Below are 26,349 nucleotides of genomic sequence, written 5' to 3'. Positions count from 1 at the left end.
ATTTTTTAAAATATTTTTTCTGTTATCCAATAGATCCCTCTAAAGAAATTTCCAAAAGATTTTGAGCTTCCACTGCAAATTCCATTGGTAATTTCTTTAAAACTTCATTACTAAAACCATTTATAATAAGAAAAATTGCTCTTTCTGTATCAATTCCTCGTTGATTACAATAAAAAATCTGATCTTCTCCAATTTTTGAAGTAGTCGCTTCATGTTCTACTTGAGAATTAGAATTATAGACATTTATGTATGGAAAAGTATGTGCTTGACATTGATTTCCTATTAATAAAGAATCACATTGAGAATAATTACGTGATTTTATAGCTTTAGAAGAAATTTTCACTAAACCCCTATAATTATTTTTAGATTTTCCAGAAGATATCCCCTTTGATATAATTACACTTTTCGTATCTTTTCCAAGATGAATCATCTTCGTCCCTGTATCCGCTTGTTGAAAATCTTTGGTTAAGGCTAAAGAATAAAATTCCCCAATAGAAGAATCCCCTTTTAGAATACAAGATGGATATTTCCAAGTAATAGAAGACCCCATTTCTACTTGTATCCAAGATATTTTAGCTTTTTTTTCACATAATCCACGTTTTGTTACAAAATTGAAAACACCACCTATACCTTCTTTATTACCAGGGTACCAATTTTGAACAGTAGAGTATTTAATTTCAGAATTCTCCAAAGCAATAATTTCTACTACAGCAGCGTGTAATTGATTTTCTTTTCTTTTTGGTGCAGTACATCCTTCTAAATAACTAACATAAGATTCTTTATCTGCAATAATTAAAGTTCTTTCAAATTGACCAGTTCCATTTTCGTTAATACGAAAGTATGTAGACAATTCCATAGGACATCGAATTCCTTTTGGAACATAACAAAAAGATCCATCTGAAAATACAGCTGAATTAAGAGCTGCATAAAAATTATCTTTTTTTGAAACTACAGAACCTAAATATTTTTTTACAAGATCTGGAAATTTTTTTAAAGCATCATTAATAGAACAAAATATAATTCCATAATCCTCCAATTTTTTTTGAAATGTAGTAACCAAAGAAACGGAATCTAAGACTATATCTGTCGCAATTTTAGAAATATTTTTTTTTATAGGAACTCCTAATTTATTAAATGTATCTAATAATTCTGGATCCATTTGATCTAAATTATTTAGATCTATTTTTTTTTTGGGGGATGAATAATAACTTATTTCTTGAAAATTTGGTTTTTTATATTTTATATTTGCCCAATTTGGCTCTTTCATTTTTTTCCATATAGAATAGGATTCTAATCTCCAATTTAACATCCATATTGGTTCTTCCTTTTTTTCTGATATTTTTCGAATAATATTTTCATTTAATCCTGCTGGAATTTTATCCGATTCTATTGGAGTATAAAATCCATATTTATACTCATAATCAGAACTAGTAAAATTATCCAATACTTTATTTCTTTTTTTCATATAATAGGAATATAACTCAGATTAAGATGAAAAACTTTTTCCGCATCCACAAGTATGTTTAGCATTAGGATTTTTAAAGTAAAATCCTTTTCCATTCAATCCCCCTGAATATTCTAATGTTATTCCAACTAAATAAGGGAAACTATTTTCATCTACTAATATTTTCATTCCTTCATATTTAAAAAGTTTATCTTCTTTTTTCTTTTTTTTATCAAAAGTAAGTTCATAAGATAAACCAGAACATCCTCCGTTTTTAACACCAAATCTGACGAAAGAAAGATCATTATAGAGTCCTTCTTCTTTCATAATGGAAATCAATTTATTTTTAGCTTGATCAGATATAAAAACCATAATGATTATAAAATTTTAAATTTTTAAAGTTAAATAATATTCAATATTTATTATTTGTATTTGTTAAAAAAATTTTTGTTTTTCCTTGTTGTATACCCCACTTATCTGCCATACCAGCATTAATTTCCAAAATATATTTTATTCTAGGAATATTAATTTCATTAATTTTTTCTATTCTATTCATAGGATAAACATATTTATTGATCAAAACAATGGTATTAAAATAATCAATATAAATAATATCTAAAGGAATTCGCATATTTTTCATATTTATTTGATGAATATCTTCTTTATTGGTTAATAAAAATAACATTCCTCTATTTTCTTTTAAAAAAGATCTATACATTAATCCATTTTTTATTTCTATAGCTTTATTGGCTAATTCTACATCAATTTTTTTTATAAAAAAATTTTCATTTTTCATATACAATTCTCCATGTTTTAAAAATTCAATTTCTAATTGATCTCCTACATAAAAAAATAAGGATTCTTCATTTTCACTTTTTTCAGAAGCAGAAAAAAGAAAAAATAAAATAAATAAAAATAAAATTTTTGTTTTTTTCATGAAAAAAAACTTTTATTTTTTCTAGAAAAATAAAGAATAAATATTCCAAAAATAATGCATGGTATACTAAGCCATTGCCCCGTATTTAGAGAGTACATATTTATGATTTCATCTCCTTGTGGTTCTTTAATAAATTCTAATAAAAACCGAGAAGACCAAAGTAAAATAAAAAAAATTCCAGATATATATCCAGTAATATTTCTAATATTTTTTTTTCTATATAAAGAATATAAAAATAAAAAAAGTAAAAAATAAATAATAGATTCATATATTTGAGTTGGATGTCTAGGAACTATTTCTCCATATCCTGTATCCATTTGTAAAAATTTAACGGACCAAGGTAAAGAAGAATTGCATGGAATTCCTACAATTTCAGAATTGAAAAAATTACCAATTCTTATAAAAACTGCAGATAATGTAGCTACAATACATAATCTATCACATAACCAAAAAAAGGATTTTTTAAGTATTTTTTTACTATAAAAAAAAATAGATAAAATAATTCCTATAGTAGCTCCATGACTAGATAATCCTCTATAACCAATAAATTCATAACCTTTGATGATTCCTAATTGAGAATAGTTTTCTTTTACAGGAAAAAAAGCTTCTATCCAATGATCTGAAAAATATGAAAAATCATAAAAAAATATCTGTCCTAATCTCGCTCCTATAATAGTTCCTAAAACTGTATATACCAATAAAGTATCTAAATACTTTTGATTAATTTTTTCTATTTTATAAATATATTTCATAATATACCATCCTATTACAAAAGATAGAAAAAACATTAAACTATAAACATGTATAGAAACCCCTTTCCATAAAATAAATTTATGGATAGGATCCCAATTAATATATTTTAACATAATTTTTATTTTATAGGATCGTATCCTGAATTACCCCATGGATAACATCTAAAAATTCTTTTCAAACTCATTAAAATTGCTTTAAAAAAGCTATATTTTATTAAAGATTGAATCATATAATCAGAACAAGTTGGTATATATCTACAATGTTTTCCTATCCAGGGAGATATTACTATTTGATAAATTCGAATACTTTTTAATAAAAAAATATGGATAATATTCATATAAAATTATTTTTATTTTTTTCTCGAATAAAATTTAAAAAAGAGCCAAATATAAACCATTGAATTTGTCTTTTATTATAAGAATGTTGTACTTTTATTTTCTCTATTTTTCCATTATTATGAATCAATTCTACATCAATATTTTTTTTAGGACGCAAATCTTTTATATAGAAATGAAAAATATCCTCTTCTTTAATTTTATAATAATCGGAAGAATTCAAAAAAGTTAAAGCTAAAATTCCTTGTTTTTTTAAATTAGTTTCATGTATTCTGGAAAAAGATTTTACAAGAACTATACGGACTCCTAAAAAACGAGGTTCCATAGCAGCATGTTCTCTTGAAGAGCCTTCTCCATAATTTTCATCTCCAACAATTAAAGTTGGAATTTTTTTTAATTTATAAAATTTAGCAGTATCGGGAACTGTTCCATAATTTCCTGTAAAAATATTTTTTATTTTATTCATTTTATTATTAAAAGCATTAACAGCTCCAATTAATAAATTTTCAGAAATTTTCTCAAGATGACCTCTGTATTTAAGCCATGGTCCTGCCATAGAAATATGGTCTGTGGTACATTTTCCTTTTACTTTTATTAAAAGTCTAATATTTAATAAATTTTTTCTATTCCAAAAAGGAAATTCAGATAATTCTTGTATTCTTTTTGATTTTGGATTTATATATACAGATATATTTTTTCCATTTTTTTCTGGATTTTCGTATCCTAAGGTTTTTAAATTAAAATTTTTACAAATAGGAAGATCTATAGATTTTGGTTCTTCAAATTTTATATATTCTCCTATTTCATTTTTTAATTTATCTGTTCGAGGATCAAAAGTTAAATATCCGGAAAAAATTAAGGCAGTAACAATTTCCGGAGATGCTATAAAAGCATGTGTTTTTGGATTTCCATCATTACGGGATGAAAAATTTCTATTAAAAGAATGAATAATTGTATTTTTTCTTTTTTTATGATTTTTTTTTCTACCCCATTGTCCAATGCAAGGACCACAAGAATTAGAAAAAATTTTTGCACCTATTTTATGAAAAATAGAAATAAATCCTTGTTCTTTTATTAAACGATATACTTTTTCAGATCCTGGAGTTATTAAAAATTCAGAAGAAATTTTTAATCTTTTTTTTTTTGCTTGTTTAATAATAGAAATGGATTTTGATAGATCTTCATAAGAAGAATTTGTACAAGATCCGATTAATCCTACTTCTATTTTAATAGGCCAATTATTTTTTATCACTTCTTCTTTCATTTTAGAAATTGGAATAGCACGATCAGGAGTAAATGGTCCATTTATATGCGGTTCTAATATATTTAAATCTATTTCTATTATTTTATCATAATATTGATATGGATTGTTATTTACTTCTCTATCTGATTTTAAAAATTGGCTTAATTCATCTGCCATTTCAGATATTTCTTTTCTTCCACTTTGATCTAAAAAAATCCTCATTTTTGGATCATATGGGAATAAAGAAGAAGTAGCTCCAACTTCAGCACCCATGTTACATATAGTTGCCTTACCTGTACATGAAATACTTTCTATACCATCTCCAAAATATTCAATAATAAAACCTTTAGCTCCTGAAACACCTAAAATTCCAGATAATTTTAATATTACATCTTTAGGAGAAGCCCATCCATTTAAATTCCCTTTTAAATAAACTCCAATAATTTTAGGAATTTTTAATTCTAAAAAGGATCCAGACATAACCTCTACTGCATCTGCTCCTCCTATTCCTATAGCTAACATACCTAATCCTCCAGCATTAGGAGTATGAGAATCTGTTCCAATCATCATTCCTCCAGGAAAAGCATAATTTTCTAAAATAATTTGATGAATAATTCCTGATCCAGGGGTCCAAAATCCTATCCCATATTTATTGGATGCCGATTTCAAAAAATCATAAATTTCTTGGTTTTCTATTATAGATTCCTTTAAATCTACTTCTGCTCCATTTACTGATTTTATAAGATGATCGCAATGCACCGTTGTAGGTATTTTTGTTTTATTTTTTCCAGTTTTCATAAATTGAAGTATGGTCATTTGTGCTGTAGCATCTTGCATAGCTAAACGATCCGGAAAAAAATTTAAATAAGAATCCTTAAAATCTTGATTATCTAAATTTATTTTATTTGAAATATGAGAATATAGAATTTTTTCAGAATAGTTCATAGGCCTACCTATTTTATTTCGAATTTTATTAATTCTCAATTTTAAATTTGAATAAAAACTTCGAATCATTTTAATATCCAAGATCATAATATTGTTTTTTTTTTTCAAATTTAGAAATTATGTAATTTTTTTAAAAAAATACCTAAATAAGATTTATGTTTTTTCGTTTAAAAAATCAGATACTTTTTTATAAAAATCTATAGGATTATCTATATGTACCCAATGTTTAGATTTATTAACTGTCATAATTTTTGCTTTTGGAAATAATTTTTTGATAAAAATAAAATCTTCAGGAAGAATGTAATCAGAATATTCCCCACGTAAAAAAAGTACAGGATTTTTATAACAACCATCTTTAATTTCCTGATGAATTAAGGAATAATAATTTTTTTCAATTCCAAATAAAAAAAAGCAAAAAGATAATTTACCATTTTTTTTTCTGTAAGTGCATTTGGAAAAAAATGATCGTACTTCTACATTTTGAATAAATGGTTTTAAAAAAAAATCAAGATCTTTTCTTGTTTGAATAACATTAAAATTTACACTTTTTAATATTTGAATAATATTTTTATAATATTTAGAAGAATAGGCCTTAGGACTAATATCCACAATTATAATTTTTTTAGGAATCAATGGATAATTGAGGGAAAATTTCATAACAGCCCTACCTCCAATAGAATGACCTATCAATATTGTTTGAAATAAATTATAATGACGAATATATTCTAAAATATCTTTTGATATAAGATCATAATCCATTTTTTTTGAAAAAAAACTTTTTCCATGATTTCTAATATCAAGTAAATGAACTTGATATTTTTTAGAAATTTTTTTTGCAAAAGATATCCAATTTTCTCCATTACCAAATAATCCATGAAAAACTAATATTGGGAATCCATTTCCCAAAATTTTAGAATGTAAAATCATATTTTACTCTATTATTGACTTTTTTTTACAAGATTTATAAATTTTTTTTAAATAAGTTTGAATGGTATTTTCTAATCCCATATAAAGAGAATCGCTAATCAAAGAATGACCTATAGATACTTCTTCGATATTTGGAATTTTTTCAATTAAAAAAGAAATATTTTCTAAATTTAAATCATGTCCAGCATTAACTAATAAATGATGATTCATAGCTTCTTTTGCTGTAATAATATAAGGATGAATACAATTCCATTTTTTATTGGCGTATCCTATCGCAAAATTTTCAGTATATAACTCTATTCGATCAGCACCTGTATTAGCCGCATATGAAACTAATTTTGGATTTGGATCTAAAAATATAGAAGTACGAATTCCATGATCTTTCAACTTATTAATTTTTTCAGTTAAAAAATCTTGATAAAGAATTGTATTCCATCCGGAATTTGATGTTATTACATTTTCTAAATCAGGTACTAATGTCACTTGATTTGGTAAAATATCCAATACTAATTTCATGAATTTATTGATAGGATTCCCTTCAATGTTTAATTCAGTTGTAATAATAGATTTTATATCATAAACATCCTTATAGGATATATGCCTTTCATCAGGACGTGGATGAATAGTAATCCCATTTGCCCCAAATTTCTGAATATCTATGGCTACTTGTAAAATATTTGGAATGTTTCCTCCTCTTGAATTTCTTAATGTTGCTATTTTATTTAAATTCACACTTAATTTGACCATATTAATTTAATTTTAAGGAGAAATATTTGTAGTTACTTGTGTAACTTTTAAACTAAATTCTTTAGAAGCTGTTAATAAGTGATCAAAAACACTAGCTTGTATTTGTTCATATTTTATAGATTCAGAAGTATTCGTAAAACAATATAATTCGACAGGAAGACCATAAGGTGTAGGATTTAAGTGTCTTACCATCAAAGTTTCTGATTGAGATATTTTAGGGTGTTGATGTAAATAAGATAATGCATATTGACGAAAAATACCAATGTTAGTTAATTTTCTTCCATTAATATCTATATTAAGATCAATATTTTGATCTTTATTAAAAATTTCTATTTCTTTTTGTTTTCTATGAATATAATTTTTTATTAAATAAAAATTTTGGAATTTTTCTAAACTTTCTGAATTACAAAACTGAAATGATTGTATGCTAAATAAAATAGATCTTTTGATTCTACGTATATTTTTTTTACGCATTACCTCAAAATTAGTTACTGCAGTAGATATAAGATCATAAGTAGGAACACTTGTAATAGTTTTATCAAAATTTTCTATTTTTGCAGAAGTTAAATTTATTTCTATTACAGTACCTTCTATACTATATTTATGTATTCCTATCCAATCTCCTACTTTGATCATTTTAGTAGAAGCCATCTGTACTCCAGATACAAATCCTAGGATTGTATCCCTAAAAACTAGTATAACAATAGCAGTTATTGCTCCTAAACTAGTAAGAACAGTAATAAGATCATTTTTTGTTAAAATAGAAATAATTACCAAAACACAAAACATAACCGATATTATTTTTAATAATTGTGAAAAAGAACGGACTGCAATGGTTTGATGACTATTTTCACTAGTATAAATTCTCATAATTGAATTAACTACTCTAATCAAAAATTGTAAAATTATCAATACAAATAATATATCAAATATTTTTTCTAGATATAGAATAATTTTAGGATAGTTTTTAAAAACTGGGTTGATTAAAATAAATCCAATTGATAATGGAAAAAAATGTGCTAAACTATCAAAAACTTTATTTTCATATAATATATTATCCCAAATAAAGTGAGTAGAACTTATAATTCTTCTACCTATCAAACGAACTACCCTATTAAAAATAAATTCCAAAGTAATTAATAAACAAGTAAATAAAAATATTTTACAAATTATGATCAAGGCTATACTACCCCATTTTTTTAAAAAAAAATTTGGAGTAAATTCATAAAAAATCCATTTATATTGAATATTAAATATTTCTAATATTTCCATAATAATTTTTAAAAATATAGATAAATCTCTCTATTATTCAAATTAACTTAGTATAAGTAATTTTCAATAAATTTTATCCTTTCTTAGTATATTGAAGAATATAATAGATATTGAATTACGTTATAAAAGATAAAAGATAAAAAATTTTGATTCAATTTTTAAATTTAAAAATTATGGATAATGAAGCTTTAATAGATTCTTTTTCAGATTTTAAATATGAAAAAAACATAGATAGAGTAAGTTTAATGGCCATACTAGAAGAATCTATAAGATGTGTATTAAAAAAAAAATATGATTCTTCTAAAAATTACGATATTATTGTTAATCCAGATCAAGGAGATTTAGAAATTTGGAGAAATCGTATAGTTGTTAAAAATGGAACTGTAAAAGATCCAAATCAAGAAATAGAATTATCTACAGCCCGTAAAATAGAAATGGATTTTGAAATTGGAGAAGAAGTAACCGAAAAAGTAGAATTGAAATCTATAGGGAGGAGAGCCATTTTATCTCTAAGACAAAATTTACTTTCAAAAATAAATGAATATGATAATACTAATACCTATAAAAAAATTAAAAGTAAAATAGGAGAAATTATTAATGTAGAAGTATATCATATTTTACCTAAACAAATTATAATGAAAGATGATGAACAAAATGAAATGGTTCTACCTAAACAAGAACAAATTCCAAATGATTTTTTTCGTAAAGGGGATCCTGTTAAAGTATTGGTCAAAAAAGTAGATTGGAAAGATAGTAAACCTTTTGCCGTTTTGACCAGAAAAGACGAATCTTTTTTAGAAGAACTTTTTAAATTAGAAATTCCAGAAGTATCTGAAGGATTAATTACTGTCAAAAAAGTAGCACGTATTCCAGGAGAAAAAGCTAAAGTTTCCGTAGAATCTTATGATGACCGTATAGATCCTGTTGGAGCTTGTGTAGGAATGAAAGGATCTAGAATTCATCCTATTGTTAGAGAATTAAAAAACGAAAATATAGATGTTATTAATTATACTACCAATATACAATTGTATATAACAAGAGCATTAAGCCCAGCTAAAATTTCTATGATGGAAGTAAATGAAGAACAAAAATATGTAAATGTATATGTAAAATTAGAAGAAATATCCAAAGCTATTGGTAGAGGTGGTCAAAATATACGATTAGCCAGTCAATTAACTGGATATAAAATTCATATATTTAGAGATTATCCTTATGAAGATGATGTAGAATTAACGGAATTTTCTGATGAAATAGAACCAGAAGTTATTGAAAAATTCCATCAAGTGGGTTTAAATACAGCAAAATCTATTTTAAATTATAGAAATAACGATCTCAGTAAAAGAACTAATCTTGAAGAAAAAATTATTAAAAAAGTAATTTTTATTCTAAAAAAAGAATTTGAAGAGGAATTAAATAATATAAATACCTAATTTTTTATAGATAAATAATTTTTATCTTTATTTTTATTATTATGACTGATAAAATCAGATTAAAAAACGTATTGACTAAATTTAATATTTCCTTAAAAAGAGTCGTTAATTTTTTGAAAAAAAAAGGAATTAAAATAGAAAATAATCCTAATGCAAAAATAGAAGAAAAAATATACAAATTTATTGTACGAGAATTTAAAACTTATAAAGAAATACGAGATGCTTCTGAAAAAGTTTTTTTGCAAAAAAAAATAGAAAAAAAGAAAATAAAAGAAGAATTACTAAAATCAAAATATTCTCCTCAAATCATTCGTGCAAAATCAGAAAATTTAATTGGTTTTAAAAAAATAGGAAAAATAAATATAGATACACTAGAAAAAAAACATGGAAAAAAAGAATTTTTTACAGAAAAAAAAAAGGATTCCTATAAAAAAGATTATAATAATAAAAAAATTAGAGAAATAGATAAAAAACAAGATTCTTTTTATAATAAATCTATTCAGAATAAAGATAAAAAACCTGAACATATAGATACTATCTATCAAAAATTAGATGGAGTTATGTTAACAGGAGATAGGATTGATTTATCTCAATTTGAAAAAAAAAGAATAAGACTAGAAGATCAAATTAAAAAAAGACGAAAAAGAATTAAAAAAGAAATTTTTGTTGAAGATATAAAAAATATTCCTGTAAAGAAAAAACAGGAAAAAGAAAGAAAAATTTATTTAACCCATTCATCTTATAAAAAGATTGAAAAATCAAAAAATAAAAAAAATTCACAAAAATCTGTAATTACAAAAGATCAAATTGAAAAACAAATTAAAGAAACTTTAGAAAAACTTTCTTCGAAAGGGATAAAATCAAAAGCTTCAAAAATTAGAAAAGAAAAACGTCAATACAAAAAAGAAAAAAGAATTCTTCAAAATGAAATAGACAATGAAAAAAAAGAAAAAATACTTAAAATAGCTGAATTTACAACTGTAAATGAATTATCATCTATGATGAACGTCAATGCAACAGATGTAATTATGTCTTGTATGTCTTTAGGACTTATGGTTACTATGAATCAAAGACTAGATGCAGAAATAATAACACTAGTGACAGATGAATTTGGATATAATGTAGAATTTGTAGGATTAGATTTAGAAGAAGTGATTCAAGATGATAAAGATTTAGAAGAAAATTTAAAACCTAGACCTCCTATTATTACTATAATGGGACATGTAGATCATGGAAAAACATCTTTATTGGATCATATTAGAAATACTAATGTAATTGCAGGTGAATCTGGTGGAATTACTCAACATATAGCAGCCTATAGTGTAGAATGTTCTAATAATCATAGTATTACTTTTTTAGATACTCCAGGGCATGAAGCATTTACAGCTATGCGTGCAAGAGGAGCACAAGTTACAGATATCGCGATCATAGTGATTGCAGGAGATGATCAAGTCATGCCTCAAACAAAAGAAGCTATTAGTCATGCCCAAGCGGCTAATGTTCCTATGATATTTGTATTCAATAAAATGGATAAACCAAATGCAAAATCTGATAAAATTCGAGAACAATTAGCTAATTTAAATTTCTTAGTAGAAGAATGGGGAGGAAAATATCCGTCTCAAGAAATATCCGCAAAATTAGGAACTGGAGTGGATAAATTATTGGAAAAAGTACTTTTATTATCAGAATTATTAGATTTAAAATCAAATCCAAATAAACCTGCTGTCGGAACAGTGATAGAAGCTTCTTTAGATAAAGGTAGAGGCTATATAACCACCATGCTTTTGCAAAGTGGAACATTAAAAGTAGGAGATTATGTATTAGCAGGAATTAATCATGGAAAAGTAAAAAATATTTTAGATGAACGTGGAAAATCTATTCATTCAGCAGGTCCTTCCAAACCAATTACTATACTAGGATTAAATGGAGCACCTACTGCTGGGGATAAATTTAAAGTTTTTAAAGATGAAAAACTAGCAAAACAACTCGCTTCAAGAAGAGAGCAATTACAAAGAGAACAAAATATACGATCTCAAAAACATCTAACATTAGATGAAATAGGAAGAAGGATAGCCTTAGGAGATTTTAAAGAATTAAAAATAATTCTTAAAGGTGATGTTGATGGCTCTGTAGAAGCTATTTCGGATTCATTACAAAAATTATCTACAAATACAATTATGGTGAATATTATCTATAAAGGAGTAGGACAAATTACAGAATCCGATGTATTATTGGCAAGTGCTTCAGATGCCGTTATAATAGGATTTAATGTTCGTCCAAATAATGGATCTAAAAATATAGCAAAAAAAGAAGATATAGAAATACGTACTTATTCAATTATCTACAATATTATTAATGATCTTCAAGAAGCTATGGATGGAATGTTATCTCCTGAAATAAGAGAAAAAATATTAGGAAATGCAGAAATAAGAGAAATTTTTAAAATTTCAAAAACTGGAAATATAGCTGGATGCATGGTAATAGAAGGAAAATTATTACGTCAAGGAAAAGTAAGATTAATTAGAGATGGAATAGTTATATTCCAAAATGGTGAATTAACTTCCTTAAAACGTTTTAAAGAAGATGTAAAAGAAGTATCTAAAGGTTATGAATGTGGGTTAGGAATCAAAGATTATCATAATATTAGACATGGAGATATCGTTGAGGTTTATGAAGAATTATCTACTAATAATAATAAAAAAAATTAATATGCTTTACCGAACACATAATTGCGGAGAATTATGTCAAAAAGATATTGGTAAAGAAGTGGTTTTATCTGGGTGGATTCAAAAAATAAGAAATTTAGGATCCTTGATTTTTATAGACATTAGAGATTATTTTGGAATCATACAACTTATTTTTTCAAAAAATTTAATACACAAAAACTTTAATTTAGGAAAAGAATTTCTCATTAAAGTTAATGGAAAAGTAGTAAAAAAAAAATCTAAAAATTTCAATATATCTACAGGAGAAATAGAAATTTTAGTTTCTAAACTAGAAATATTGAATCCATCTATTATCCCCCCTTTTATTATAGAAGATAAAACAGATGGAGATGAAGAATGTCGTATGAAATATAGATATCTTGACATCCGAAGAAATCCGATCAAAAATAATTTGATACTTCGTCATCAGATATCTATAGAAATAAGAAATTTTCTTTCTAAAAATGGATTCATAGAAATAGAAACTCCTTTATTGATAAACCATACTCCAGAAGGAGCTAGGAGTTTTGTCGTCCCTTCTAGAATTCATTCCGGTCAATTTTATTCTTTACCTCAATCTCCTCAATTATTCAAACAATTATTGATGATAGGAGGAATAGATAAATATTTTCAAATTGTAAAATGTTTCCGAGATGAAGATTCTCGTTCTGATCGTCAAATTGAATTTACACAAATAGATTGTGAAATGGCCTTTGTAGAGGTTAATGATATACTACTTTTTTTTGAATATTTTATTCAATATATATTCAAAAAAATAAAAAATATTCAATTAGAACCTTTTACTTGTATTACTTATTCTGATGCGATAAAAAAATATGGAACTGAAACCCCTGATCTACGTTTTTTAATAAAAATTTTGGATATCAATGATTTTATTCCAAAAAATAAATTTGAATATTTTCAAAAAAAAAAATTCATCATAGTGATTAACGTACTAAAATGCAGTCATTATACATATGATCAAATTTATTCAATAATAAAATCGATTAAACAATCAAAAATAGAAGATCAAGAAATTTTTTGGGTAAAATTTTTTCCTAATAAAACATTTATTTCTTCAAAAAAAAAATTATTTACTAGAGAAAATTTAGTAAAAATTATCAAAAATATAGATTCTCATCCTGGTGATTTATTATTTATTTTTTTTTCAAAAAAAATACAAAATAAAATAAAACTTAATAAATTACGTATAGATATATCAAATTGCTTAAATTTTCTAAAAAATTATCAAATATTTAAACCTTTATGGATTATAGATTTACCTCTTTTAGAGTGGAATGAAAAAATCCAAAGATATAGGTCTTTTCATCATCCTTTTACTAGTCCAAAAAAAGAAGATATCCATTTGTTGGAAAAATTTCCAGGTGATATTCGTTCCAAATCCTATGATTTAATTATTAATGGTGTGGAAATAGGTGGTGGATCTATACGTATTCATGATAAAAAAATACAAAATTTAATTTTCAAACATTTAGGATTATCCATAAAAGAAATAAAATCTGAATTTGGATTTTTAATTAAAGCTCTTGAATATGGTGCCCCTCCTCATGGAGGAATCGCATTTGGATTAGATAGATTATTATCTATTTTGGAAGGAAAAGGGAATATAAAAGATTTCATTGCTTTTCCAAAAAACAATTCTGGAAAAGATATTATGGTTAATTCTCCATCTTTTTTAAAAGAAAAAAAGTTAAAAGAATTGAATATATCAAAAAATACACATTAGTTTTTATGATTCTTATATCTTAAATAAGATTCTTTATAAATAGAAATTGCTATATCTTTATTTTTCCAATCACCTATTATCACTTTCTTATTTTCTAAATCTTTATATACTAGAAAAAAATGTTCAATTTCTTTTTTAGCATGAAAAGAAATTTCATCAATATCGTTAATTATATTATAATTTGGATCTGAAATAGGAACAGAAATAATTTTTTCATCTTCTCCATTTTCATCAGTCATAAAAAAAATACCAATTGGTTTAACTCTGATCAAACATCCTGGAATAGTTGGTTCAGTTAAAAAAACTAAAACGTCTAATGGGTCCCCATCTTTTGAAAGGGTTTTTGGAATAAAACCATAATCTGTTGGATAACTCATAGGAGAATACAATACCCTATCTAATCGAATTAAATTATTTTTTTTATCAAACTCATATTTATTTCTACTTCCTTTAGGTATTTCTATCAATACATCAAAATTTATTTTCATATTATTTTTGTATAACATTTATATTCTTCTAAATATAAGGCAACTTTTTTAACAAATCCACCTCCGAGTACACCATCTATTACACGATGATCATAAGAATGAGATAAATAAATCTTATGTCTTATCCCAATAAAATCTCCTTCTGGTTTTTCTATAACAGATAATTTTTTTTGTATTAATCCTATTCCCATAATAGCTACTTGAGGTTGATGTATAATAGGAGTTCCAAATAGATTTCCAAAACTTCCTATATTACTAATGGTATAGGTGCCACCTTTAGTTTCTTCAGGTTTTAATTGATTAGATTTAGCTCTTTTTATTAAATTATTGATAATTTTGATTAATCCCCCCAAACTATAAGAATCTGCATTTTTAATCACAGGAACAATGAGATTACCATTAGGTAATGCTGTAGCTAATCCTATATGAATATTTTTTTTTTTTATAATATTAGTTCCATTCACAGATATATTGATCATAGGATAATCTTTGATAGCTTTCACTACACATTCTACAAATATAGACATCAAAGTCAATTTTTCTCCTGTATTTTTCTTAAAAATATCCTTCATTTTATCTCTCCATTTAACGATATTTGTAACATCTGCTTCTACAAAAGATGTTACATGAGCAGATATTTTTTTACTATAAACCATATGAGATGAAGTTATTTTACGAATTCTATCCATTTCTACTATGGTTTCGTTTTTATTTTCATTACTCTGCTGATTATTATTTATGAGACAACAAGTAGAAGATAAAATAGTATCATTTTTATTAACTATTTTATTTTCTTTTTTATTTCTAATATATTTTATAATATCATTTTTATTAATTCTTCCTTTTTTTCCAGTTCCTTCTATAGATTCTAATTCATATAAACTAATCCCTTCTTTTTTAGCAATGGTACGTATAAAAGGGGAATAAAATCGTGTTCTATTTTCTAGATAAATTTCTTTATCTTCTATTTCTAGAATTGCTATAGGACTTCCTACTTTAGCTACCTCATTTGTAGAAAATAATTTTTTTTTCAGTATTCCATTTACTGGAGAAGTAATTTCAGAATCTACTTTATCCGTAGAAATTTCCACTAATAAATCTTCTTCTTTGATATAATCTCCTTCTTTTTTTAACCACCGAATGATAGTAGCCTCAACTATACTTTCACCCATGGATGGAAGAATTAAATTATACTCAGCCATCTAAATTTATCGTTTTATATATTATTTTTGCTTAATCAAAAATAATAAATTCATTTCAAAAAATGAAAATTCTTTCGTTAAATCAAATTAAAAAAATAGATCAATATTGTATTGATCACGAAAATATTTCTTCTATAGAATTAATAGAAAGATCGGCTAAAAGTTGTTTGAATTGGATTATTCATAATTATCGTAATCTTAAAAAAATTATATTATTAGCAGGAAATGGAAAAAATGGAGGAGATGGCCTTTCCTTAGCAAGAATGTTATATCAACAATATGGGAGTACGGTAATCACTATATATATTCTGAATATTTCTAATCATTTTTCTCCAGAATTTATCATTAATAAAAATAAAATCCTAAAGTATGGAGGAATAGAATTGAAAACTATTCATGAGGGAGAAGATTTTCCTATTTTTTTAGATAATAAAAATAGCCTACTTATTGATGCAATTTTTGGAATAGGATTGAATAGACCTATAAAAAAATATTGGAAATCTTTTTTTCATTATATTAATAATGAAAATAAATTTATATCCGTTATTTCTATAGATCTTCCATCTGGTCTTTTTATGGAAAAAAATAAAAATAATTTTGAAGGAATTATAAAAGCGACTCATACATTAACTTTTCAAAGTCCTAAATTACCTTTTTTTTTATCAGATTATGCTAACTATATTGGAAAATGGCATTTATTAAATATTGGATATAAAGAATCCTATACAAATGAAATGTATGTAAAGAATTTTTATATCGATGATATTTTGATTAAATCCATATATAAAAAAAGAAAAAAATTTTCTCATAAAGGGAACTATGGTCATGGACTACTGATTGGAGGATATCATGGAATGATTGGATCTATAGCTCTTTCTGCAAAAGCAAGTTTTCGAATTGGTATTGGAAAATTGAGTGTATATGTACCACGTTGTGGATATCAAATTTTACAAATTCTAATACCAGAAGCTATTATAAATACAGATTTAGAAGATCAATTTATAAGTAATATCCCTATTAATATTCATGTAAATGCGATAGGTATAGGAATGGGAATGGGGGGAAAAACTATAACTGCATATGCATTAGAATCTTTCTTTTTAAAAAATAAAAAAAATAAAATCCCTATGGTCATAGATGCGGATGCTATAAATATATTATCTAATCAATTCAAAATAATCAATTTTATACCAGAAAAAACTATTTTTACTCCACATCCAAAAGAATTTAGAAGATTATGTGGTCCATGGAAAAATGATTATCAAAAATTAGACTTATTAAAAAAATTTTCTAAAAAATATAAAATTTATATTGTATTAAAAGGAGCACATACAGTTATTTCAACTCCTAATGGAAATCTTTATTTTAATAGCACTGGAAATCCAGGAATGGCTACCGCAGGAAGTGGGGATGTATTAAGTGGAATGATTACAGGTTTATTAGCTCAAGGATATACCCCCAAACAATCTTGTATTATGGGTGTATACTTACATGGTTTAGCAGGAGATATAGCTTCAATAGAAAAAAATGAAGAATCTATAATAGCGGAAGATATTATAAATTATATAGGAAAATCTTATCAAAAAATAAAAATGTATCAAAAATAATAAATATTCAAATCTTATTTTTTATATAAAAACGAAATATTGTGGTATAAATAAAAATTATTATTACTGTTAATAAACTTATCTTAGCTAGATAATCTCCATTTTTTGTATAAAATGTCTTCCTTCTATTAATGCTAACTTTATCGGATAATATTCCTTTTTTTCCATAAGGAATAGAAGAAATTATTTCTCCTTTTTCATTAATAAAACAAGATACTCCGGTATTGGAAGATCTAGCTATATACTTTCTATTTTCAATTGCTCTAAGACGAGCATAAGAAAGGTGTTGTTTGTAACCTTGTGATCTACCCCACCATCCATCATTAGTTATTATTATTATAAAATCTGCATTATTTTTTTTAATAAATTTAGATACGTATTCTCCAAAAATAGATTCATAGCAAATAATAGGAACTACTTTAATTCCAAAATTAGGATGTATAAATATATCGGAAAAAGGATCTTTCGATTTTCCATGTTCCATTACACTTCCTCCAAAATTAAGTAAAATATCCCCCAATATAGGGAAAAGAATTTTTTTATAAGGAAGAGTTTCTACAGCTGGTACTAGTTTTGATTTATGATGAATTTTTATATTTTCAGATACACCAATTTGAATTATAGAATTAAATAGATCTAACCATCGTATATTGTGTTTAGATTCCAAAAAAATGGGAGTAGAAGTTTTACTTCTATTCCATTGATGATATAAAGCATATAATTCTACTCCTGTAATAAATACGGTTTTTGGATAAAATCTACTGAGATAATTTCTAAATATTGAAATAGTTCTATCTTTTTCGATATTGTCCATAGAAATTTTTTTACCTTTTCCAGGTAAAACTGTTTCTGGAGCTATAATAAATGTCTTTTTTTCAAAAGATATTTTTTTATCCATTAATTTTTTCAATTGAAAAATTAATTTATCCGTAGAAATTTTATACTTCTGATAATATGGATCAATATTAGGTTGTAAAATGAAGACTTCTACAGATCCATCTTTTTTTTCTTCATATTTCAAGTATATATAGTTTGAAATAAAAATTAATAAAAATATTTTTCCTACATTGATAAAAATATTTTTGTATAAATTTAGTTGATTATTGTTTTTTTGATATTCTATAATAGAATTCATTAATCCTATATTAACACTCCATATCCAGATGCTACCCCCTAATGACCCCGTATATTCATACCATTGAATCCAATCTATATGATTAGAAAATCCATTTCCTAAATTTAACCAAGGCCAAGATAATTCCCATTCTAAATGCATTTTTTCAAATGATATCCATATACAAATTAAGAATAGATATCCTATTTTTTTATTGTCTACACTTTTTTTTATCCATGAATAAAAAATAAATACTATTGACATAAAAAAAGCATTTAAAAGCATAGGAATTAAATAAGCTTCTATAGCAAAATCCCCATTAGGTCTCTTTGCATAAGATAACCACCATGTAGAAATAGCATTCCATATTAAAAAACTAAGAAAAGAAAATATAAAAATGAAAAAAATAATTTTTTTAGAATAGAATAAATAATTACTCAAACATTCTTCTATGTATAATAAAGGAATAAAAGCTATGAATAAAAATAAAGGATTACCATTAGTAGGCCATCCTAATCCCAATAAAATTCCAGAAAGTATACTATAGAAAAAAAAATACATTTTTTTTTCTATAAATAATAATTTATAATGCAATTCAAAAATAAATTTTTTTTTGTATAAAAAGTGGAGCTGACGGGATTCGAACCCGTGTCCAAACAAGTAATATAAAGGAATTCTACATACTTATCCAAAGCTTATTTTTTCAGATTAAAATCGGACTTTGGATCCAAAATAAAATCCTAGATTCCAAAATTATAATTAGAAAATTTGAGAATCATCCGTTTTCTAATCCTTATATTTTGAGTACCTCTATATCAGAAACTATAAGAAAAATTCCTGAGAGATATTTTACTTCTGTATCTTACAGATTAAGCTATAATGATATTTCATTAAGCAGCAAAAGCGTATTGTTTTTCGCCATTTATATATTTGTAACGCTTTATTTACGTGTAATACCTTACGTGACACGGTATGCTATCCTTCATAAATAATCTTGCTGTCTATTCCAAAATCAGCCCCTATTTATTTAATAATTTTAATCAAAAAAAAATTCTAATGAAATATACAAATTTTTTGAAAAATCTTAAATATATACTACAAATTTTTTTAGGGATAAACAGTGTTGCTTTTGGATTAGAAAGTTTTCTGATTCCAAATTCTTTTATAGATGGAGGAATAATGGGGATTTCTTTACTGTTAAATATGTTAACTCCATTAAAATTACAATTTTTATTAATTTTTTTGAATTTTCCTTTTATTATTTTAGGATATAAACATATAGGACATGATTTTGCTATCAAAACTTTGATTTCTATGTTTTTATTATCATTAGTTTTAATAACTATTAATTTTCCAATTTTAACAAAAGATAAGATGTTAGCTTCTATTTTTGGAGGATTTTTTATAGGTTCAGGAATAGGATTAACTATTAGGGGAGGAGGAGTTTTAGATGGAACTGAAGTATTCGCTATTTATGTAAGTAGAAAAATAACTTATTTTTCTGTAAGTGATATTATCATATTAATTAATATTTCCATTTTTTTAATATCTTCTTTTTATTTATCAATAGAGTCAGCATTTTATTCAATATTAAGTTATTTAGTAGCAGCTAAAACTATTGATTTTGTTATAGATGGAATAGAAGAATATACTAGTGTTACTATTATAACTGATAAATCAAAAAAAATACATCAGATGATTAAAAATATGGGATTTGGAGTAACCATTTATAATGGAAAAAGTGGATATAACATGAAAAAATTGAATATTATATATACAATAGTCACTCGTTTAGAAATAAATAAACTTAAAATAGAAATAGAAAAAATAGATTCTAAAGCTTTTGTTATTACACAAAATATAAAAAATACGCAAGGAGGTATGGTAAAAAAAAGACCTTTTCATTAATATGAATTTCATATTATCTATTTTAGATCAAACTAGTTTGATCTGAAGAATCTAATCGAATAAAAATAAATAGTAAAACAGTAAAAGACCAAATAGAAGATCCTCCATAACTAAAAAATGGGAAAACAATTCCTATTGTTGGAAATAAACCCATCACCATTCCTAAATTTAGGATAATATGGATAAAAAAAATATTTCCTACAGAATATCCAAAAATTCTTCCAAAAAGATCTTTTTGTCTTTCAGATAAAAAATAAATACGACTAATAAACCATAAATAAAATATAATTAAAATTACACTTCCTATAAATCCCCATTCTTCTCCTACAGTACAAAAAATATAATCTGTATGTTGTTCAGGAACAAATTTTCCTTTTGTAATGGTCCCTTTTTGATATCCTTTCCCAAAAAATTTTCCAGATCCAATAGCAGTTTTGGAATATAAAAGATTATATCCTATATTTTCTCTATATTTTCTATCAAATTCGTTTTTAAATAGAATATTAATCCTATCTCTATGATGTTTTTTCAATAATTTTTTATAAAAAAATGGAGATACAAAAACAAAAGTAGAAAAAATGATAAAGAAAAAAATATAAAATAATAAATTATTTATGGTTTTTTTTTTTTTTAAAAAAAAAATAAGTAGAAAAATAAAAAAAAGAAAGAATACAATGATCCAAGGTGAAATATTTAACGAAATAACGAATAAAAAAACTAAAAATAATATATAAAATATAAAAAATACAGATAATCCTTCTCTATAAAAAGTTAGAATAAATGAAGAAAAAACTATAGAAGTACCTGGATCAGGTTGAAAAAATATTAATAATGTGGGTAATATTACTATTATAGATATATATAATAATGTATTTTTATTTTTTTGAATATTTTCTTGACTCATAATACGAGCTATCATCAAAGAAGTCGATATTTTAGATAATTCAGAAGGTTGAAAACTAATAGGACCAAAAACATACCAAGATTTTGATCCATTTATATTTTTACCAAAAAAAAATACTCCGATCAAAAGAAATAACGTAAATAAAAAAAAGAATGGAGAAAAATATTTATAATGTATTGGTTTAAATAAAAAAACTATAAATATGAAAATAAAACTCAATATAATCCATATAAATTGTTTTTCTGCTTTTTCATAAGAAACAGAACATAGGTTCATACATCCAAAAAAAATCATGAAAATATAAATTATTACAATCCACCAATCAATATTGACCAATAATATTTTATTTCTTTTTATCAATAGAATATTTTGTATTTTTTTTATTATAACCTTTCATCTTTGCTATAGAATCGTATACTATTTTTAATCCTGAAGTCATTATTTTTTTCTCAAGATTTTTTCTATATACATTATTATTAATATATTTTTCTGCAATAAGACTAGCTATAGGTCCAGCCCAACGAGATCCAAATCCTCCATTTTCTATGATAACTGAAATAGCTATTTTAGGATCTTCTACTGGAGCAAATAAAATAAAAACAGAGTGATCAGGAAGAGTAATAGTATTATGATTAATTTTAATAAAATTTTGTGCAGTTCCTGTTTTCCCAGCCATTCTAATATATGAAGATTTAAAATTTTTTCCAGTTCCAATTGCAAAAACTTTTTCCATACCATGAATAATGTAATCAAAATACTTACTTTTTACTTTAGTATATTTAGCAAAAGTATAGTTTGAATTAGAAATAGGTTGATGATTAATATATTTTACAATATGTGGAGTATAAAAAAAACCTTTATTTGCTATAGCACAAACCATATTAGCTAATTGAATAGGAGTTACATTAATTTCTCCTTGTCCAATACTATTTGAAATAATGGTAAGAGCATTCCATTTAGAATATCCATATTTTTTATTGTAATAATCTCCAGATGGAATCATTCCTTTTTCTCCAGTAGCTAAATCATTATACAAATAATTTCCAAATCCAAAACTTTTAATAATGTCACACCATTCATTCACACTTTTCGTTATATTTTTTGGATATTTTTCAATTACACGTTTATAAACTTGTGCAAAGTAATTATTACAAGATACAGCTACAGCAGTTTCTATCCCTATTGGAAATCTATGATACCCAGAATGACAATGAATTTTTTTTTTTCCAAACTTAAATCCATTATAACATATAAAATGGGTTTTTGTATTTACAACACCCATTTGAAGACCTGCTAATTCTGTTAACAATTTAAATGGAGACGCAGGGGGATAACGTGCTTGTGTCGTTCTATCAAATAATGGATAATCTATTGTATTTGTAATTAACCTTTTAAATTCTTTAGAACGATGTATCCCTACGAATAAATTAGGATTATTAATAGGACTGGATACTAAAGATAATATTTCTCCATTTTTAGGATTAATAGCTACTATCCCACCTTTTTTTTGATACATCAATTGTTCTGCATATTTTTGAAGATTCCAATCGATAGTTAAAGAAATATCATTTCCACTAATAGATTTTACATTATTTTTTTTATTATTATAACTTTCTATAATACATCCATTTCTATCTTTAATCCAATATTTTATTCCTTTTTTACCCCTTAATATTTTTTCATAAGATTTTTCTACTCCGGCCCATCCTATAAAATCGCCCATTTGATAATAATTAGATTCTTTCTTAATATTTTTTTGATTTACCTCCCCTATATATCCTAAAATATTAGCGGAACTTTCTACTTTATAATCTCTAAGAGACCGTTTAGTCCAATCAAATCCTTTATATTTATAAAGTTTCTCTTGTATAGTAGCGAATTTTTCCTTTGAAATAAAAGGAAGAAAAACAGAAGGTAAATATTTAGAATAAGCTTTTGCTTTATTTAAATTTTTATGAAAAGTATCTTTTTTTATTCCTAGAAGATTACAGAATTCTATGATATTAAAATTTTCATCTATTAACATGGGGACTACTATTAATTCATAAATAGACTGATTAAATACTAATAAATTATTATTTCTATCAAAAATAGAGCCCCTTTCAGGAATAATAATTTCTTGTTTTATAGATGTATTAAATGCATTTAAAATATACTTTTCAGTATATATTTGTAAATAGAATAATCTAATTATAAAAATTAAACCTATAGAACTTAATAAAATATAAAATATATATAATTTTTTCAATTTTTAATTTTTCTAAAAAAAAAATATACAATACATAAAATTGTTGTCAAAATACTGCTAAATATAGTTTTCAATAAAATAATTTTACTAAAAAAAGAAACTTTAAATACTTCTAACATAAATAATGAAAAATGATGAGCAAAAACTAATGAAAATATATAAAGTATTTTTCGAATAAATGGTAATTCATAAATAGAAAAATCACTTCTTATTAGAAAATTTTTACCGTCAAAAAATTGAAGTAATTTTAATCGAAAAAAAGCAGAAAAAGTAGTAGAAAAAGCATGATTTCCTCCAGTGTTCATACAATTATCTATAATCCATCCAATTATAAAAGATAAACACAAAAATATAGATTTATTTCCACGATATGGATATGTTAATACAAAAAGTATATAAATATAAGTATACCATCCAAAAAATATAGGATTCAATATCGATATTTGAATTAAAAAAAGAAAAAAAATATAAAAAACATATATGAAAAATATTCTAATAAAAATAAAATTCATTGTTGATGTTCAACTTTATAAAGTTGAATATTATTCCATTCTTTTTTGAATAAATTTTTCACAACATAAGCATTTTCTAATGTAGAAAAATTTTCAAAAAGTTTTACTTTTATTACATAATTTGCATATTTTTCATCGAATTTATAACAAGTAACTCTACCAATCGGGATCCCTTCAGGAAAAGTTGAAGATTTTCCATCTGTTTCTACTATTTCTCCTTTATAAAAAATAGAATGTCTAGGAATATCGTACAAAACAATATATTCATGGTCAACCCCATCCCAACTTACCGTTCCAAAATATTTATTTTTTCTTAATCTAGCATTAACTTTAATTTTTGGATTTAAAAGAGAAATAGCTATACTAAAATGTGGTGAAGTTTTTATAATGATTCCAGCTATTCCATAAGATAATATTATCCCCATATCTGTTTTAATTCCATCTAAACTTCCTTTATTAATAGTTATATAATTCTCCTGTTCATATATACTGTTATTTATAATTTTTACAGGTGTATAAATATATTGTTGTAAATAATCGATATTTTTTTTTTTAAAATCTTTAGTAATTTTTTTTATTTTAGAGGATATAAGAAAATGACGTAATTTTACATTTTCATTTATAAGTTTTTCATTTTCAATATCTAAAAAAAAATAATGACGTAATCTATAAATAGATTCATAAATATTACCAATAATAAAATTAGAAGAACCAGTATCAATATTTTTATGAAAATTATTTTTTGAAAAAGAGAGAAAAAGTGCTGTAGATTCTAATAAAATAAATAAAATAAAAAAACGCCATTTTAAAAAAAAATCACGCATAATAATATTCTATATTTCATTATTTCATTAAAAATGTAAATTTATCAATATTTTTCAAAGCAACACCTGTTCCTTTTACTACCGCTCTCAAAGGGTCTTCCACTAAAGAAACAGAAAGCCCCGTTTTTTTAGAGATTCTTCTATCTAAACCTCTTAAAAGAGATCCCCCTCCAGCCATATATATACCCGTTTTATAAATATCTGCAGCAAGTTCTGGTGGAGTACTAGAAAGAGTTTCCATAACCGCATCTTCAATACGTAGAATAGATTTATCAAGTGCAGGAATAGTTTCTTTATAAGAAAGATTCATTTCTTTAGGTTTTCCTGTAGGTAAATCTCTTCCTTGTATACGAATATTTTCTGGTGGATTATCAATAGATTCTGCAGCTGCTCCAATGTCTATTTTAATTTTTTCTGCCGTTCTTTCTCCAATATATAAATTGTATTTAGTTCTAAGAAAATAAGCTATATCATTAGTAAAAACATCTCCAGCAATTTTAATAGATTTTTGGCAAACAATTCCACCTAGAGCTATTACTCCACATTCTGTAGTACCTCCACCAATATCAATAATCATATTTCCTTCAGCTTTAGTTACCGATATTCCAGAACCAATTGCGGCTGCCATGGGTTCTTCAATCAAATATACTTCTTTTGCATTAAGATGTTGTGCAGAATCTTTTACGGCTCTTTTTTCTACTTCTGTTATTCCGGACGGTATACAAATCACCATAGTTAATGATGGAGTAAAAAATTTTTTATTGATACCAGGAACTTTTTTTATAAATTCTCTTATCATAAGTTCTGCAACTTGATAATCTGCAATAACTCCATCTTTTAATGGTTTATATATTTTAATATTATCATGTGTTTTTCCTTGCATTTTTTTTGCTTCTTCTCCTACAGCTAATACTTTTTTAGTTCTAACATCTATAGCTATTATTGAAGGTAAATCTACAATAACCTTATTGTTATGCATGATAAGAGTATTAGCTGTCCCTAGATCTATAGCAATTTCTTGATTAAATAAATTATTTATCAAATCAACTAAACCCAT

At 24.7% G+C, this 26,349-nt stretch carries 22 protein-coding genes and 1 other RNA gene; 5 read left to right on the top strand and 18 right to left on the bottom strand.

What is annotated here, in order from left to right; translation table 11 throughout:
• Positions 1–22 precede the first annotated feature (22 nt).
• From sufB to DM817_RS00075, 9 genes are all read right to left on the bottom strand, one after another.
• A complete protein-coding gene (gene sufB, locus DM817_RS00115; protein ID WP_113738061.1) occupies positions 23–1,465 on the bottom strand; it encodes a Fe-S cluster assembly protein SufB in 1,443 nt (480 codons plus the stop codon).
• 21 nt (positions 1,466–1,486) lie between these two features.
• Positions 1,487–1,816 carry a HesB/IscA family protein gene (locus DM817_RS00110; protein ID WP_113738060.1) on the bottom strand — a complete coding sequence of 110 codons (330 nt, stop codon included), beginning with the start codon at positions 1,814–1,816 and terminating at the stop codon, positions 1,487–1,489.
• A gap of 40 nt (positions 1,817–1,856) precedes the next feature.
• Positions 1,857–2,381 (bottom strand): DUF192 domain-containing protein, encoded by a 525-nt coding sequence (locus DM817_RS00105; RefSeq protein WP_113738059.1) that lies wholly within the window; start codon positions 2,379–2,381, stop codon positions 1,857–1,859.
• Positions 2,378–3,247, bottom strand: coding sequence for a prolipoprotein diacylglyceryl transferase (lgt, locus tag DM817_RS00100; RefSeq protein ID WP_113738058.1), 870 nt, complete (start codon positions 3,245–3,247; stop codon positions 2,378–2,380). Before lgt ends, DM817_RS00105 begins: the two co-directional genes overlap by 4 nt.
• Before the next feature lie 5 nt (positions 3,248–3,252).
• On the bottom strand, positions 3,253–3,471 hold the full coding sequence (yidD, locus tag DM817_RS00095; protein WP_113738057.1) for a membrane protein insertion efficiency factor YidD: 219 nt from the start codon (positions 3,469–3,471) through the stop codon (positions 3,253–3,255).
• Positions 3,468–5,744 (bottom strand): aconitate hydratase, encoded by a 2,277-nt coding sequence (locus tag DM817_RS00090; RefSeq protein ID WP_113738534.1) that lies wholly within the window; start codon positions 5,742–5,744, stop codon positions 3,468–3,470. The genes yidD and DM817_RS00090 overlap by 4 nt, the downstream gene beginning before the upstream one ends.
• Positions 5,745–5,810: 66 nt before the next feature.
• On the bottom strand, positions 5,811–6,584 hold the full coding sequence (locus DM817_RS00085; RefSeq protein ID WP_113738056.1) for an alpha/beta fold hydrolase: 774 nt from the start codon (positions 6,582–6,584) through the stop codon (positions 5,811–5,813).
• Between the two features lie 3 nt (positions 6,585–6,587).
• Entirely contained in the window at positions 6,588–7,331 is a 744-nt protein-coding gene (locus DM817_RS00080; RefSeq protein WP_113738055.1) for a pyridoxine 5'-phosphate synthase, read from the bottom strand.
• Between the two features lie 12 nt (positions 7,332–7,343).
• Positions 7,344–8,603 (bottom strand): mechanosensitive ion channel family protein, encoded by a 1,260-nt coding sequence (locus DM817_RS00075; protein WP_235610876.1) that lies wholly within the window; start codon positions 8,601–8,603, stop codon positions 7,344–7,346.
• A 173-nt stretch (positions 8,604–8,776) separates the two neighbouring features.
• On the opposite strand from DM817_RS00075, the gene nusA reads away from it, so the two are divergent.
• Genes nusA through aspS form a run of 3 tightly spaced genes read left to right on the top strand, consistent with a single transcriptional unit; the run spans position 8,777 to position 14,485 of the window.
• The gene (nusA, locus tag DM817_RS00070) at positions 8,777–10,033 is read left to right on the top strand and encodes a transcription termination factor NusA (protein WP_113738533.1); all 1,257 of its coding nucleotides are present in this window, start codon (positions 8,777–8,779) and stop codon (positions 10,031–10,033) included.
• A gap of 41 nt (positions 10,034–10,074) precedes the next feature.
• Complete coding sequence (gene infB / locus DM817_RS00065) at positions 10,075–12,741, top strand: translation initiation factor IF-2 (RefSeq protein WP_113738053.1); 2,667 nt, start codon at positions 10,075–10,077, stop codon at positions 12,739–12,741.
• Position 12,742: 1 nt separating this feature from the next.
• A complete protein-coding gene (gene aspS / locus DM817_RS00060) occupies positions 12,743–14,485 on the top strand; it encodes an aspartate--tRNA ligase (protein ID WP_113738532.1) in 1,743 nt (580 codons plus the stop codon).
• Here aspS and DM817_RS00055 read toward each other — a convergent pair.
• Together DM817_RS00055 and DM817_RS00050 are read right to left on the bottom strand one after the other, a co-directional pair.
• Positions 14,482–14,973 (bottom strand): inorganic diphosphatase, encoded by a 492-nt coding sequence (locus DM817_RS00055; protein WP_113738531.1) that lies wholly within the window; start codon positions 14,971–14,973, stop codon positions 14,482–14,484. The genes aspS and DM817_RS00055 overlap by 4 nt on opposite strands.
• Positions 14,970–16,175 (bottom strand): dihydrolipoamide acetyltransferase family protein, encoded by a 1,206-nt coding sequence (locus DM817_RS00050; RefSeq protein WP_113738052.1) that lies wholly within the window; start codon positions 16,173–16,175, stop codon positions 14,970–14,972. The genes DM817_RS00055 and DM817_RS00050 overlap by 4 nt, the downstream gene beginning before the upstream one ends.
• Positions 16,176–16,237: 62 nt before the next feature.
• Here DM817_RS00050 and DM817_RS00045 point away from each other — a divergent pair, with 62 nt between their 5' ends.
• Positions 16,238–17,782: an NAD(P)H-hydrate dehydratase gene (locus DM817_RS00045; RefSeq protein ID WP_113738051.1), complete on the top strand. Its 1,545-nt coding sequence runs from the start codon at positions 16,238–16,240 to the stop codon at positions 17,780–17,782.
• A 7-nt stretch (positions 17,783–17,789) separates the two neighbouring features.
• On the opposite strand, the gene lnt is transcribed toward DM817_RS00045, so the two are convergent.
• Positions 17,790–19,457: an apolipoprotein N-acyltransferase gene (lnt, locus tag DM817_RS00040; protein WP_113738530.1), complete on the bottom strand. Its 1,668-nt coding sequence runs from the start codon at positions 19,455–19,457 to the stop codon at positions 17,790–17,792.
• 61 nt (positions 19,458–19,518) lie between these two features.
• Positions 19,519–19,916: a transfer-messenger RNA gene (gene ssrA, locus DM817_RS00035) on the bottom strand.
• 36 nt (positions 19,917–19,952) lie between these two features.
• Here ssrA and DM817_RS00030 point away from each other — a divergent pair.
• Positions 19,953–20,804 (top strand): YitT family protein, encoded by an 852-nt coding sequence (locus tag DM817_RS00030; protein ID WP_113738050.1) that lies wholly within the window; start codon positions 19,953–19,955, stop codon positions 20,802–20,804.
• A gap of 22 nt (positions 20,805–20,826) precedes the next feature.
• Here DM817_RS00030 and rodA read toward each other — a convergent pair whose 3' ends face one another.
• From rodA to DM817_RS00005, 5 genes are read right to left on the bottom strand one after another with little or no spacing between them, the layout of a single operon-like run.
• Positions 20,827–22,068: a rod shape-determining protein RodA gene (rodA, locus tag DM817_RS00025; protein ID WP_113738049.1), complete on the bottom strand. Its 1,242-nt coding sequence runs from the start codon at positions 22,066–22,068 to the stop codon at positions 20,827–20,829.
• Positions 22,052–23,956 (bottom strand): penicillin-binding protein 2, encoded by a 1,905-nt coding sequence (gene mrdA / locus DM817_RS00020; RefSeq protein ID WP_113738048.1) that lies wholly within the window; start codon positions 23,954–23,956, stop codon positions 22,052–22,054. The genes rodA and mrdA overlap by 17 nt, the downstream gene beginning before the upstream one ends.
• Positions 23,953–24,468, bottom strand: a complete 516-nt coding sequence (locus DM817_RS00015) for a hypothetical protein (protein WP_113738047.1) — start codon at positions 24,466–24,468, stop codon at positions 23,953–23,955. The genes mrdA and DM817_RS00015 overlap by 4 nt, the downstream gene beginning before the upstream one ends.
• Positions 24,465–25,292 carry a rod shape-determining protein MreC gene (gene mreC, locus DM817_RS00010; RefSeq protein WP_113738046.1) on the bottom strand — a complete coding sequence of 276 codons (828 nt, stop codon included), beginning with the start codon at positions 25,290–25,292 and terminating at the stop codon, positions 24,465–24,467. The genes DM817_RS00015 and mreC overlap by 4 nt, the downstream gene beginning before the upstream one ends.
• Before the next feature lie 19 nt (positions 25,293–25,311).
• On the bottom strand, positions 25,312–26,349 hold the full coding sequence (locus DM817_RS00005) for a rod shape-determining protein (protein ID WP_113738045.1): 1,038 nt from the start codon (positions 26,347–26,349) through the stop codon (positions 25,312–25,314).

The organism is Blattabacterium clevelandi (assembly GCF_003268615.1).
Lineage (GTDB): Bacteria > Bacteroidota > Bacteroidia > Flavobacteriales > Blattabacteriaceae > Blattabacterium > Blattabacterium clevelandi.
This window is presented reverse-complemented; position numbering and strand designations above follow the sequence as displayed.